Below are 12,411 nucleotides of genomic sequence, written 5' to 3' on the forward strand. Positions count from 1 at the left end.
GAGCTCTTTGAAGGGTCGTTCGAGACCAGGACGTTGATAGGTCAGGTGTGGAAGTGCAGTAATGCATTAAGCTAACTGATACTAATTGCCCGTACGGCTTGTCCCTATAACCTTGCCGGTTATACGCATTTACTAAGATGGTGAGTGCTACCCCAAAACTTTACTTCTCCCAGATTCGCTGTGCAGCCCACCACGTGGCTGCAGAGCATACAAGTCAAAGCTTGATGACCATAGCAAGTCAGTCCCACCCCTTCCCATCCCGAACAGGACCGTGAAATGACTCTGCGCCGATGATAGTGCTGCAACCAGTGTGAAAGTAGGTTATCGTCAAGCTAGTTATATAGAAAAAGCCCCTTCCGGTTAAAAACTGGTTGGGGCTTTTTTGCGTTTACGCGATAGTTTTTATGTTCAAAGAATTGCATTAAATATATAATTATTTTATTTTTAATTTCTATTTGGCATGAAAATTACCCTGAATACCGTGGCAGTAGCTCTGCTCCCTTTATTGCTGGCCTCCTGTGGCGGCGAAAACAGTAGTGCGCCATCGGCACAGAGGATGGCAATGCATGCGCCAGTTCCCGCGCAACATGATGCAAGCGAGTATCGCCCTCTGATTGAACAGATTTTCCTCGTTTATTCCGGTCTCCCGCCTGCGGTGGCGGACATGGAAAGATTGTCGCAGGCATTTCAGAAACAAGGTTTGCCCGTGTCTGCACTGGAGTGGCTGACCGCCTATCCCCACAATGACGCGGTCAAGCAAGCGCTGGATGAGATATTCAACCGGCAAGACGTGCAACTGAACTTCCTGGGTAATGACAATACTTTTGTTAACTCCGTCTACCGCCGTGTTTTTGGCCGTAACGCTGAGGCCGCAGGCGCTGCCTACTGGGCCGGCTTTCTGAAGAGTGGCCAGCTAACCCGGCCTCAACTTGCATTATTGCTGAGTTTGTGTGGTCAGAACGATGATGCGCTGGCTGCTACCAACAAGCTGGCGGTACTTCACAAACTGTATACTTTGCTGGATGAAGGCGGTCTGATTCTGCAGTCCTCATACTGGGGCAACGACGAGCGGGCGGTACAGCTTATCGATGCAGTTGACGCCCACACCGATATCGCCAGTTACCAGGACAAGGTGCGCAATTATGTAGATTCTCTCGGTTTGATTGGCGGCGCTGTCACTGCTGTTCGTCGCTACTATGGATACAGCAATCAGGAAGATTCAATTGCCTATGGCGCCAAGTATCTCTACTCGGAACGTGCGGTGCCGATCACGCCGTCTGCAGGCACCGTGGTTTTTGGTGCTACGCCTCAGAGCGTTAGCTGGACTCGCAATCTCAGCACGGATATCTGGAACTACACGGCGCCGGTGAGCAACAGTGTGGCGATGATCATCATGGCGGCGCGTTTTCATGACTCACCTAAATTTGTCGGTTATGCGATACCGGACATTGCAATGTTGTGTCAAGGCACGGCAGACAAGCCGGCCAGCGATGTGCTGATACCTAGCCAGGCGACGCCGGTCATCAGTGCAATAGATCTGGCCGGTATTGTCACCGGTTCCCACTTTGAAAATTGCACGCAGCAAGGATCGCAGCAGCGTCTGGAGTTTGACGGTGCCGGCAACCTGTTCCTGTATGGAGCCGATGGCAGAACCAGCTACACCGCTGCTCAGGTCAGCGCCGCGTTGGCGGGCAAAAACCTTACCGACCCAAGTGATGGGAAAGGGCTGATGCTGCGCGCATACCGGCTGCCAAAAGTGAATACCAGCACGATGGTTTATGTGTTTGTCACACAGCATGCGGGAACGCTTGGACTATGGTCTTCCGAACCTGCTGAATAAGCCAGGGGCGAACGGGTTTGTTGCCGTTCTGAGTGCCGTTCGCGCGACGCCGAGTCGGGCGAGCGGACTTTTTTTGGTCAATTGCAAAAATGGGTTGTATTATTAGTGCTCGAAGTGACCAACTCCTAGAGGTGCATTCATGTCGGAAGAGAAGAAATATCGCCTGGTGACCCGTAGCGACTTTGATGGCCTGGTTTGCGCAGTACTGTTAAAACATCTGGATCTCATCGACGAAATCCTGTTCGTTCATCCCAAGGACATGCAGGATGGGAAAATTACGATTACCGGCCGTGATATCACGACCAATCTGCCTTATGTCGCGGGGGCGCATATCGCTTTCGACCATCACCTCTCCGAGACCATCCGTAACACGGGTGAGCGCCAGAATCACATTATTCACCCTGAGGCGCCGTCCGCAGCGCGCGTGGTGTATGACTACTATGGTGGCCTGAAAGCCTTCCCGGCGTCGTGGGATGACATGATGGCTGCGGTGGACAAGGGCGATGCGGCCCGCTTCAACGAGCAGGAAGTGCTGCATCCGGAGGGCTGGGATTTGCTGAACTTCCTGATGGACGCGCGCACCGGCCTGGGGCGCTTCCGCGAGTTCCGCATCTCGAACTACAACCTCATGATGGACCTGATCGATTACTGCAAGAACCACACGATCGCACAGATCATGGAGCTGCCGGACGTACGTGAACGCAAGGACCTGTACTTCGAGCACGCCGAGAAATGCAAGGACCAGATCCGGCGCTGCGCCACGGTGCACCAGAACCTGCTGGTGCTGGACTTGCGCAATGAAGAGATCATCTTTGCCGGCAACCGTTTCGTGGTCTATGCGCTGTTCCCGCAGACGAATATCTCGATCCACGTGCTGTGGGGGCTGAAGAACCAGAACACGGTGTTCGCGACCGGCAAGTCGATTCTGAACCGGACCTCGAAGACCAATATCGGCGCATTGATGCTGGAGTATGGCGGCGGCGGCCACGAGAATGCGGGCACCTGCCAGGTGGAGAACGAGATGGCGGAAGATGTGCTTGGCGCCTTGATCCACCGGATCAACAAAGACGGATAAATGAACAACGGCGCCCAGGGCGCCGTTTTTTTTATGCTGTCAAGACTGATTAGAACTCTTTTTCAGGCATAGCTATCTGATTGTCCGTGCTGAACTGGTAGTCCTTGAACACGTGTTCCGCGCTCAGCAGCTGGTACTCGCCGTCTGGTTTCCTGAACGTGGTGTCCTTGAGCTTGTAGGTGTAGTGGCCGCAGGTCCAGCAGTTGAAGTTGCGCATGTGGGTGCACAGGCAGGTCTTGTCCATCACCGAGATGTTCTTGTCATTCGGATGGGCCGCCACTTCACGGTTGTACGAGTTGATGTAGGCGCAGTTGCCGGTTGCATCCAGCAGATAGCCGTACGATTCGCAGCCTGGACGGATGCCGGCGCCGATCGCCGGCGTGTTCTTCAGCATACGCATCGGGTAGCCGGTCGGCGACACGCCATTGACGATGATGTCGTCTTCCTGTGCCTTGAAGTATTCCTGCTTGACCTTGTCCGGCAGGCCGCATTCCTTGGTGACGGTAAAGCGTGTCGCCACCTGCACGCCAGCCGCGCCCGCTTCCAGGAAGTTCACGGCGTCGGAACCGGTGAAGATGCCGCCCGCAGCGATGAGTGGAATCTCCAGCTTCTCTTGCTTCAGATACGCCAGCAGTTCCTTGGTAATCGTCATCAGGTCGTAGTCTTTCCAGTCCTCGAGGCCAAAGCCCAGGTGGCCGCCGGCCAGCGGACCTTCGACAATGATGTAGTCCGGCAGACGGTTCAGCTTGGCGTTCTTGCGCAGGAAGATCTGCAGCGCGCGCACCGACGACACGATGATGCCCAGCTTGGCTTCGCGGAAGCGTGGATGGTCGGCCATCAGCGCGAACGAACCAAAGTGCAGGCCGGCCGACAGCGTGATGCCGTCAATGCCGGCATCCAGCGCCGCGTTCAGGCGCGTGCGCAGGGTTTCACGCGGGCCGTTCATGGTCAGCTTTTCCATGCAGTTCACGAAGATCAGGCCCGGGCCCTGCTTCTGCTCCATGGTCTTGCCGATGTGCAGGCGCTGCGCCTGTGCCAGGCGCTCCAGGTCGAACTGCACCATGGACTTGTCCATGTTGTTGATGTTGTGCTTGTAGAGCTTGGTTTTGTCTTTCACGAAGCTGGTGTCGAACTTGCGGTCGGACACGTCTTCCACCATGGCATCGGAAATGTGGCCGATACCGCCCAGGCGGGCTGCTTCCAGCGCCAGTTCAGAGGTCGAAATATCGACACCCATTCCGCCGATCATGATGGGCACGTACTCTTCATTGCCAAATCGCAGGCGGAAATCATCAACACGTTTCATTGCTATCCTTAGACTACCGAGGTTAAATGCGGTCGCGCGGTAGTACGCATACACGGAGGCTCCGATTCATTCTACTCCATGTGTACTACAGCTTTGTGACGGCGCGACAGCGCGTGGCCTGCCGCGCGCGCAGGCGGGGGATCAGTCGCGGAAGTTATTGAATTCCAGCGGCAGGTCGGTCACATCCTTGCGCAGCAGCGCCATGGCGGCCTGCAGATCGTCGCGCTTGGCGCCGGTGACGCGCACCGATTCGCCCTGGATGGCTGCCTGCACCTTCATCTTGCTGTCCTTGATGACGCGCACGATCTTCTTGGCGTCTTCGGACTCGATGCCGTTCTTGACCTTGATGACCTGGCGCACCTTGTCGCCGCCGATTTTCTTGATGTCGCCATCTTCGAGGAAGCGCACGTCCACTTTGCGCTTGGCCAGTTTGTTGGTCAGCACGTCACGCACCTGCTGCAACTGGAAGTCGGAATCAGCGGTGACAGTCAGCTCGCGGTCCTTTTGTTCGACGGCGGCGCCGGTACCCTTGAAGTCAAAGCGCGTGGCGATCTCTTTTTGAGATTGCTCAACGGCATTCTTTACTTCGATCATATCGGCTTCCAAAACTACATCAAACGACGGCATAACTATTTCCTTTATCTTGCTGCATCAAAGACTGCCATTTTAACGGACAACCTGCATTTCGCGCCCATATCGGCACTGGTTTTTTGCTTGTTTCGCTCTATAATCGACTAAATTTATTGGTTATTTCCCATATGTCCGCATCATCTTCCATTCAATATCAGTTTCCCCTGCAATTTCTGAATACCTTTGGCATTGCCGCCGCTGCCCACGCCTATTTGCGTGTCACAAAAAAAGAGCAACTGCTCGGCGTTTATGCTGATGGCGCCTGGGTTTCTTTGCCGAAGCTGATTTTAGGCGGCGGCAGCAATGTACTATTGACGCGTGATTTTGATGGCCTGGTGTTGCACATTGCGCTGGAAGGGAAAGAGATTATTGGCGGCGATGCGCAATATCATTTTGTGCGCGCAGCGGCCGGTGAAAACTGGCACCAGTTTGTGCAATGGACATTGGCGCAAGGCATGGGTGGATTAGAAAATCTGTCGCTGATTCCCGGCACGGTGGGCGCGGCGCCGATTCAAAATATCGGCGCGTATGGACTGGAAATTAAAGACGTATTCCACAGCGTGACCGTATTCGATCCAGCCACGGCGGAAACGCGTGTGATGGACGCGGCCACATGCCGCTTCGGCTACCGCGACAGCGTGTTCAAGCACGAAGGCCGCACGCTGATTATCCTGGATGTGACGTTTGCGTTACCCAGGCAGTGGCAGCCGAATCTGCGCTATGCGGAACTGGCCAACGAGCCGGGCCTGGGCGCTGCGCCGACGCCGCAGCAGGTGGCCGATGCGGTGATCGCGATACGCCGCCGCAAGCTGCCCGATCCGGCCGTGATCGGCAACGCCGGCAGCTTCTTCAAGAATCCCGTGGTGCCGGGCGCGCAGTGCGCCGCGCTGCTGGAGCGCTTCCCGAACCTGGTGCACCACGCGCAAGCGGATGGCACGGAGAAGCTGGCCGCCGGCTGGCTTATCGATCAATGCGGTTGGAAGGGCAAGCACCTCGGTGCGGCAGGCGTCTATCCAAAGCAGGCGCTGGTGCTGGTGAATAACGGCGGCGCCACCGGCGCCGAGGTGGTGGCGCTGGCCAGGGCGATTCAGGCCGACGTGCAGGCCCGCTACGGCGTGCTGCTGGAGCCGGAGCCGGTGTTTATTTAAGGCCGCGCCGCCTGTACCAGCTCAATCGCAGTGCGGGCATCTTCCGGATACAGCGAACTGCCGGTGTGGCAGGCCTGGCGCAGTGCGGCGTCGCTGAGGCCGGGCAGGGACTCGCCTGTCACCGAAAGACTGATGCGATGCAGCTGGCTGGTGACGATCGAGCGGCGCGAAGCCATGTTGAGGATCACGCCGAATTCATCGTGGCCGATGCGCGCCACCAGATCGCCCGGACGGCATTCGCGCTCGATGCGGCGCGAGATATCGGCCAGTGCATCCGGCAGTTTCTCGATGCCGTCGATGCGGACCACCGCCACGCCCAGATGGGCATGGCCGTTTTGCGCACTGGTCAGCTTGGCCTGCAGCTGCTCGTAGAAGAAGGAGCGGTTGGCGGTGCCGGTGGCTTCGTCCAGCGTCATCCGCTGCTTGAGCACATTCGGGCCTTCGCGGGTGGCGCGCTGCATCAGCATGGCCGTCATATTCGCCAGCAGCTGGGCGATCTCCGCCTCGTTCTGATTGAATTCGCGCGGCTCCTTCCACACCAGCTTCATGACGGCGACCGCTTCATCATCGGCGATCAGGGGCACGATGACCATGGCGCGCAGGCCGACCTTGCGGCAGGCGTCGCGGTTGACGCGGTCATCGATTTCGCTGTCGGTGCACAGCGCGGCCGTGCGGCTGGTGAGCACGCGGCCGGACAGGCTGTTCGCCACCGGCATGCGCAACCCCAGCTGCGCTTCGGCGAGGCCGCTGGCGGAACGGTAGACGATGGAATCCTCTTCCAGCAGCTCCACCACGGCGCCATCGGCATCGGTCAGCTCAACCGCCTTGGCGGACGCCGTGTCCATGACCGCGCTGAGGTCATTCCCCAGGCCGACCAGGTGCACCTGGGCTTCGATGATGGCCAACAGTTTGTTTGCAGGTATGGTAGTCATAGTCGTAAAAAAAGCAGACCCTGGTCTGCTTTTAGTGTAGTCCTTGTTCAGCCGAAGTGGCAAACGTAATCGAGGGTTTCCACCGTTTCGATATCGAATTTGCTGTTGCCCGCTACCTTGAACTCCTGTCCCGCGGAATAAGTGTGCCAGTCGCTGGCGCCATCCAGGCGCACCTTGCAGACGCCGCCCACCACTTCCATGATTTCCGGCGCGCCGGTATTGAAGGTCAGGCTGGAGGGGAAGATGACGCCGACGGTTTTCTTGCTGCCATCGGCGAGGATGACCGTGTGCGACACGCACTTGCCGTCAAAGTAGATATTGGATTTTTTGACGACGCTGACTTGATCGATTTGAGTACTCATGCTGCTGCGTTTCCTTGGTTCGATGGAGTGGGGCCGGGCGGCTCGTCCGCGTGCACGACGCGGTTACGGCCGGCGTTCTTGGCCGCATACAAGGCCCGGTCGGCTTGCTGGATCAGCTCGTCGATGCTGGACGCAGGCGAGGGCACCACGCTGGCCACGCCGATCGACATGGTCACGCATGAAAACTCGGTGCTTGCCTGCGGATTTTCAATCGCGAGCTGCTCCAGGTGGCGGCGGCACGACTCGGCCACGATCATGGCCCCAGTCAGTGGTGTCTCCGGCAGGATAATGGCGAATTCCTCGCCGCCGTAGCGCGCGGCCAGGTCGGCCGGGCGCTTCAGGTGTTCAGTGAGGACAGCGGCGACCTTCTTCAGGCACAAGTCACCTGCCAGATGGCCAAAGCTGTCGTTATACAGTTTGAAGAAATCGACGTCGCACAGCAGCAGCGTCAACGGCTTCTTGTCGCGCTGGCCGCGCTGCCATTCGATGTGCATGGTGTCGTCGAAGCGGCGGCGGTTGGCGATGCCGGTCAGGCCATCGAGTGCGGCCAGTTTTTGCAGTTCGATGTTGGCGTCGGCCAGCTGCTTCTGGCTCTCGCGCAGGAAGCGGAAGGCCTGGTCGCGCTGCAGGCGGCTGATGTGCGCGCCCGAGTGATAACGCACGCGCGCCAGCAGTTCCAGCTTGTCCGGCAGCTTGACCATGTAGTCGTTGGCGCCGGTGGAAAAGCTGTGCGCCTTGAGTTTCGGATCTTCCTTGGCCGAGAGGACGATCACCGGCACATGGCGCAGGCCTTCTTCCGCGCGGTATTGAACGATCTGGCCAAAGCCGTCGATGGTCGGCATCACCAGATCCTGCAGGATCACGGTCGGCTGCAATTGCAGCGCCGTCTCCAGCGATTTGGTGGCGTCGGTCACGTAATGGAATTCGATATCCGGCTGGTCGCTTAGCATGCGCCGCACGGCTTCGACGATGATGAGCTGGTCGTCTACCAGCAGCACGCGCACTTTAAAGGTCGTGAGGACCGGTTCTTGATCTGCTGCTGATACTAATGCTTCGGACATCAGGATTCTCTTCGGTTATTGGCTACGACTGCCCAAGGTGCCACGCAAGACCGGGCCTATCTTCGCCAGCGGTAAAACCATCTGCGCCGCATCCAGCTCCGCGGCTGCACGCGGCATGCCATACACTGCGCTGCTGGCCTGGTCCTGGGCGATGGTGGTCTGGCCGGCACGGCGCATGGACAGCAAGCCTTCTGCGCCATCGCGGCCCATGCCGGTCAACAGCACGCCGATCGCCTCGCCCTTCCAGTGTTGCGCTACGCAGTGAAAGAACACGTCCACCGACGGCCGGTAGGCGTAGTCCTTTGGGTGACTATCGTAACGCAAGCGTAGGTTTTGATCCAGCGTGAGATGATCGTTGCTCTTGGCGATAAGCACCGTGCCGGCCACCAGTTCGTCGCCTTCCTCGGCAGCGCGCACCGGCATATCCAGCTGTTCGCCCAGCCAGCGCGCGAAGTTGTCGGCAAAATGTTCGTCGATATGCTGCACCACCACGATGGCGCAACCGCGCGGCGGCTTCCAGCCGGCCAGCATTTTGGAGACCGCCACCGGGCCGCCGGTGGACGCGCCTATCGCCAGCAGCGCCGTGACCTTTTCGGCTTCATGCTCGGCATGCCCGCCATTGCCATTGCCGATCGCGCTGCGCGGCAGCATGGCCTGGCTGCCGCCACTGTGGCGTATCAGCTTGTCCATGGTGCGTATTTTTGCGAGCAGCTCGGCATCACCGCCTGGCTGGCCTTGCAGCACCGGCGTGGCCGTGACGTCCAGCGCGCCGGCGCCCAGTGCGCGGAATACCTGGTTGACGTTATCCTGCGGCCGCCCCGTCACCACCAGGATGGCGCACGGGCTTTGCTCCATGATCTGGCGCGTGGCTTCCACGCCATCCAGCTCCGGCATGTTCAGATCCATCAGGATCAGGTCGGGGCGCTTTTCGGCCGACATGCGTACCGCCTCGGCGCCGGTGCGGGCGATCCATAGCACCTGGTGTTCGGCGGTGCTGGCGACCACGCGCCGCAGCGCTTCGGCTGCCATGGCGACATCGTTGGCGATGGCAATTTTCATCGGTGGGCGTCTCCAATCAGGTCATTGACCGCATCCAGCAGCGTCTCGTCGTGGAAGCTGCCCTTGGTCAGGTAGTAATCGGCGCCGGCCGACAGGCCGCGTGCCCGGTCTTCAGGCCGATCTTTGTAAGAGACTATCATGACTGGCAGCTTGTGCAGGTGTATATCTTTTTTAATTAATGTAACCAATTCGATACCGTCCATGCGTGGCATATCGACGTCGGTGATGACCAAGTCATAGTCGCCGCTGCGCACCACATTCCAGCCGTCGATGCCGTCAATGGCAATGTCGACAAGATAGCCGCGAGCGAGCAGCAGCTTGCGCTCCATCTCGCGCACCGTGAGCGAATCGTCCACCACCAGCACGCGCTTGGTCTTGCGGCGTTCGGCGGCGTCGGACTTGGCCAGTTGATGCAGGCCGCCTTCGTGCAGCAGTTTGTCGATGGACAGCAGCAGGTCCGGCACATCGAGGATCAGCACGGGCTCGCCATCGTCCAGCAGCGCCGCTGCCGAGATGTCGCGCATCTTGCCGAACACCGGATCGATGGCTTGCACCGCCAGGCTTTGTTCCCCGCTGATGGCATCGACCACCAGCGCATAGCGGCGCGCGCCGGTGCCGATGACCACCACGGCCAGTTCGGCGCTGCCTGCTTCGGTGGCGCCCAGCTCCAGCACCTGCGCCGCCGAGACCAGCCCCAGATGCTCGCCGCCGAAATCGAAGAACTGTTTGTTCTCCAGCGTGTGGATGGTCGATTGCGGCACCTTGAGTACGCGCTCCACCTGCACGATAGGCACAGCGTAGGCCTCGCCCTTGACGTCCACCACCAGCGCGCGCACGATGGATTGCGTCAGCGGCAGCGTGATGTAGGTGTGGAAGCCGACGCCCAGTTCCGACTCGATGCGCACCGTGCCGTTTTGCGAGCGGATGGTTTCGTGGACGATGTCCAGGCCGACGCCGCGGCCGGAAATCTCGGTGATGCCTTCCTTCAGGCTGAACGCCGGCAGGAACAGGAACTCCAACAGCTCCGCGCCGGACATGGAACTGGCCATCTGCGCCGGCGCCATCTTGCGCTCGATAACGCGGGCGCGGATTTTTTCAAGATTCACGCCTTTGCCGTCGTCGCTGATTTCGATACTCAGCATGCCGGCGCGGTGCTTGGCTTCGAGCACGATGGTGCCGGTGCCAGGTTTGCCGACGGCGATGCGGTCGGCCGCCGGGTCCATGCCATGGTCGATGGCGTTGCGCAGCATGTGGTTCAGCGGGCTTTCGATCTTGGCCAGGATGTCACGGTCGACCAGCGTGTCCTCGCCGATGATTTGCAGCTGCACGTCCTTGCCGAGACTACGCGCCAGATCGCGCACCATGCGCGGGAAGTGCTGCACGCCGTCGCGGAACTGGCGCATACGCATGGTCAGCACTTCGTCCACCATGCTTTGCGAGACGCCGAGCAGGCGGCGTTCGTAGGCTTCGATATCGGCGATGTGCTCCAGCACGAACTGTTTGAGCGGGTGGGTCTTTTGCAGCGCCAGCAGCGACTTTTCCTTGAGGCTGGCGTCGGTGCTGTTGGAGATGGCTTCGTGCAGTTGTTCGATCACCGCAAACAGGCTGCTTTGATTGCGCTTGAAGCGCTGCAGGTTCTGGATGAACGGATGCATCTGGTGTGCGTTGATGCGCGACTCGCTGGCCAGCGACAGCAGCTTGTCGAAGTTCTGCGCGTGCTTCATCGGCGCGGGATGGCGCGCAGCAGCGGCGGGTGCTTCTTCGGCGGCGCCGGCGGCAGGCGCGGGCGGCGGTGGTGCGATCGGCAGTTCGCCTATCGGGAATTCGGGCGCGGCCTTTGCAGCGGGTGGCTGCGCCACGGCGGGCGGCGGCGGTGGCGGGACCAGCGGCACCGGCTCCGGCAGGAAAGCGATGGTGGTGATTGCATGCATGGTGCGCTTGATCTGCTCCCCGTTGGCGCCCAGCCAGGCGTCGACCTGGCTGTCCTGCAGGCGCGAGAGCTGCAGGATCAGATCCACGCCCGCCAGCAGGACGTCGACGCGGTTTGGCGTCAGCGCCAGCTTGCCGTTTTGCGCGGCGATGAATGCATCTTCCATGCCGTGCGCGAGCTGCACCACCACTTCCAGCCCGACGATGGCGGCGGCGCCCTTGATCGAGTGCGCGGCGCGCATCATCGACTCGACGGCGCTGGCGTCATCCTTCAGGCGCTCCATAGCCAGCAGGCCATCGGTCAGGATTTGCGTCTGGCTGTCGGCCTCCATGCGGAACAGGTCCAGCATGGAGAACTGGCTCAGGTCTCCGTTGTTATCCTGGCTCATCGTAAGGTTCTCGCGAGTTGGTAGCCGATCAGCGTTTCGTCCAGCACGCCGATACGCATGTCGTCATGCGTAATCACGCCAGTCAGGAAGCGCGACAGGCCTTTGTTGATGGTGGCCGCAGGAGCCTGCATTTGGCTGCTGGCGTAGCGCAGCAGGCCATGCAGATCGGCGACCGGCAGCGCGTACGCCTGATCCTCCCATTGCGTCAGCAATAGCCTGGCGAAGGTATGGCGATGGGTTGCCGCTTCGCCCTCGCTGTCATCGATGCCCAGCAGATCGGCCAGCGACATGCAGGGATACAGCGTGCCGCCGACGTTGACGATGCCGCTTAAGCCGCGCGAGCTGCGGTGCGGCAGGCGGTGCGGCTTGGCGATGGGCGCGACCGAGACGAACATGCGGGTCGGCAGCGACAGCCATTCACGGCCAACACGGAACACCAGGCAGGACGCATCCTGCTGCTGGTTGTCCGTCGCCACCTGGCGGAAGTGGGCGGCCCATTCTTTTTTGTAGTCGTCGCTGACGGTGCGTTGCAGGTTTTGCTGCGCGGCGGCCGCATAGACGTCGCAGTTGCGGCAGTGGACGTGCTGCGCCAGCCGTTCGCAACTCTGGTCGCCATTGACGCCGATGCGGTTCCAGCAGTCCTGGACGCCGATGGGAATGGGGGAGATGATGGTGCTCAT

General features: G+C 59.8%; 11 protein-coding genes and 2 rRNA genes. 5 read left to right on the forward strand and 8 right to left on the reverse strand.

All coding sequences use genetic code 11. The features are described 5' to 3' along the window. The 4 genes from BUA36_RS28115 to BUA36_RS28130 form a co-directional block, all read left to right on the forward strand. Nucleotides 1-106: ribosomal RNA gene (locus BUA36_RS28115) — 23S ribosomal RNA — on the forward strand; the annotation flags it as partial. A gap of 114 nt (nucleotides 107-220) precedes the next feature. Further along, nucleotides 221-333, forward strand: a 5S ribosomal RNA gene (gene rrf, locus BUA36_RS28120). Between the two features lie 127 nt (nucleotides 334-460). Beyond that, nucleotides 461-1,840, forward strand: a complete 1,380-nt coding sequence (locus tag BUA36_RS28125; protein ID WP_084560390.1) for a DUF4214 domain-containing protein — start codon at nucleotides 461-463, stop codon at nucleotides 1,838-1,840. A 139-nt stretch (nucleotides 1,841-1,979) separates the two neighbouring features. Beyond that, complete coding sequence (locus BUA36_RS28130) at nucleotides 1,980-2,915, forward strand: exopolyphosphatase (RefSeq protein WP_072790226.1); 936 nt, start codon at nucleotides 1,980-1,982, stop codon at nucleotides 2,913-2,915. Nucleotides 2,916-2,964: 49 nt separating this feature from the next. On the opposite strand, the gene BUA36_RS28135 is transcribed toward BUA36_RS28130, so the two are convergent. Continuing rightward, complete coding sequence (locus BUA36_RS28135; protein WP_072790229.1) at nucleotides 2,965-4,221, reverse strand: nitronate monooxygenase; 1,257 nt, start codon at nucleotides 4,219-4,221, stop codon at nucleotides 2,965-2,967. Between the two features lie 141 nt (nucleotides 4,222-4,362). Continuing rightward, a complete protein-coding gene (locus BUA36_RS28140; RefSeq protein ID WP_072790232.1) occupies nucleotides 4,363-4,848 on the reverse strand; it encodes a YajQ family cyclic di-GMP-binding protein in 486 nt (161 codons plus the stop codon). A 131-nt stretch (nucleotides 4,849-4,979) separates the two neighbouring features. Here BUA36_RS28140 and murB point away from each other — a divergent pair, with 131 nt between their 5' ends. Beyond that, entirely contained in the window at nucleotides 4,980-5,999 is a 1,020-nt protein-coding gene (murB, locus tag BUA36_RS28145) for a UDP-N-acetylmuramate dehydrogenase (protein ID WP_072790235.1), read from the forward strand. On the opposite strand, the gene BUA36_RS28150 is transcribed toward murB, so the two are convergent. Genes BUA36_RS28150 through BUA36_RS28175 form a run of 6 tightly spaced genes read right to left on the reverse strand, consistent with a single transcriptional unit; the run spans nucleotide 5,996 to nucleotide 12,411 of the window. Continuing rightward, entirely contained in the window at nucleotides 5,996-6,931 is a 936-nt protein-coding gene (locus BUA36_RS28150; RefSeq protein WP_072790238.1) for a sensor domain-containing diguanylate cyclase, read from the reverse strand. The two genes, murB and BUA36_RS28150, sit on opposite strands and share 4 nt — an antisense overlap. A gap of 47 nt (nucleotides 6,932-6,978) precedes the next feature. Further along, nucleotides 6,979-7,293 carry a pyrimidine/purine nucleoside phosphorylase gene (gene ppnP / locus BUA36_RS28155; RefSeq protein ID WP_072790241.1) on the reverse strand — a complete coding sequence of 105 codons (315 nt, stop codon included), beginning with the start codon at nucleotides 7,291-7,293 and terminating at the stop codon, nucleotides 6,979-6,981. After that, the gene (locus BUA36_RS28160; RefSeq protein WP_072790244.1) at nucleotides 7,290-8,354 is read right to left on the reverse strand and encodes a diguanylate cyclase; all 1,065 of its coding nucleotides are present in this window, start codon (nucleotides 8,352-8,354) and stop codon (nucleotides 7,290-7,292) included. The genes ppnP and BUA36_RS28160 overlap by 4 nt, the downstream gene beginning before the upstream one ends. 15 nt (nucleotides 8,355-8,369) lie before the next feature. After that, on the reverse strand, nucleotides 8,370-9,413 hold the full coding sequence (cheB, locus tag BUA36_RS28165) for a chemotaxis-specific protein-glutamate methyltransferase CheB (protein WP_072790247.1): 1,044 nt from the start codon (nucleotides 9,411-9,413) through the stop codon (nucleotides 8,370-8,372). Further along, complete coding sequence (locus BUA36_RS28170; RefSeq protein WP_072790250.1) at nucleotides 9,410-11,731, reverse strand: hybrid sensor histidine kinase/response regulator; 2,322 nt, start codon at nucleotides 11,729-11,731, stop codon at nucleotides 9,410-9,412. The genes cheB and BUA36_RS28170 overlap by 4 nt, the downstream gene beginning before the upstream one ends. Beyond that, nucleotides 11,728-12,411, reverse strand: a complete 684-nt coding sequence (locus tag BUA36_RS28175; RefSeq protein ID WP_072790253.1) for a chemotaxis protein CheW — start codon at nucleotides 12,409-12,411, stop codon at nucleotides 11,728-11,730. Before BUA36_RS28175 ends, BUA36_RS28170 begins: the two co-directional genes overlap by 4 nt.

It is taken from the genome of Duganella sacchari (assembly GCF_900143065.1).
Lineage (GTDB): Bacteria > Pseudomonadota > Gammaproteobacteria > Burkholderiales > Burkholderiaceae_D > Rugamonas > Rugamonas sacchari.

Coding starts and splice junctions, on each gene's coding strand:
- BUA36_RS28125 (WP_084560390.1), top strand. CDS start 461: ATGAAAATTACCCTGAATACCGTGGCAGTAGCTCTGCTCCCTTTATTG.
- BUA36_RS28130 (WP_072790226.1), top strand. CDS start 1,980: ATGTCGGAAGAGAAGAAATATCGCCTGGTGACCCGTAGCGACTTTGAT.
- BUA36_RS28135 (WP_072790229.1), bottom strand. CDS start 4,221: ATGAAACGTGTTGATGATTTCCGCCTGCGATTTGGCAATGAAGAGTAC.
- BUA36_RS28140 (WP_072790232.1), bottom strand. CDS start 4,848: ATGCCGTCGTTTGATGTAGTTTTGGAAGCCGATATGATCGAAGTAAAG.
- murB (WP_072790235.1), top strand. CDS start 4,980: ATGTCCGCATCATCTTCCATTCAATATCAGTTTCCCCTGCAATTTCTG.
- BUA36_RS28150 (WP_072790238.1), bottom strand. CDS start 6,931: ATGACTACCATACCTGCAAACAAACTGTTGGCCATCATCGAAGCCCAG.
- ppnP (WP_072790241.1), bottom strand. CDS start 7,293: ATGAGTACTCAAATCGATCAAGTCAGCGTCGTCAAAAAATCCAATATC.
- BUA36_RS28160 (WP_072790244.1), bottom strand. CDS start 8,354: ATGTCCGAAGCATTAGTATCAGCAGCAGATCAAGAACCGGTCCTCACG.
- cheB (WP_072790247.1), bottom strand. CDS start 9,413: ATGAAAATTGCCATCGCCAACGATGTCGCCATGGCAGCCGAAGCGCTG.
- BUA36_RS28170 (WP_072790250.1), bottom strand. CDS start 11,731: ATGAGCCAGGATAACAACGGAGACCTGAGCCAGTTCTCCATGCTGGAC.
- BUA36_RS28175 (WP_072790253.1), bottom strand. CDS start 12,411: ATGAGCACCATCATCTCCCCCATTCCCATCGGCGTCCAGGACTGCTGG.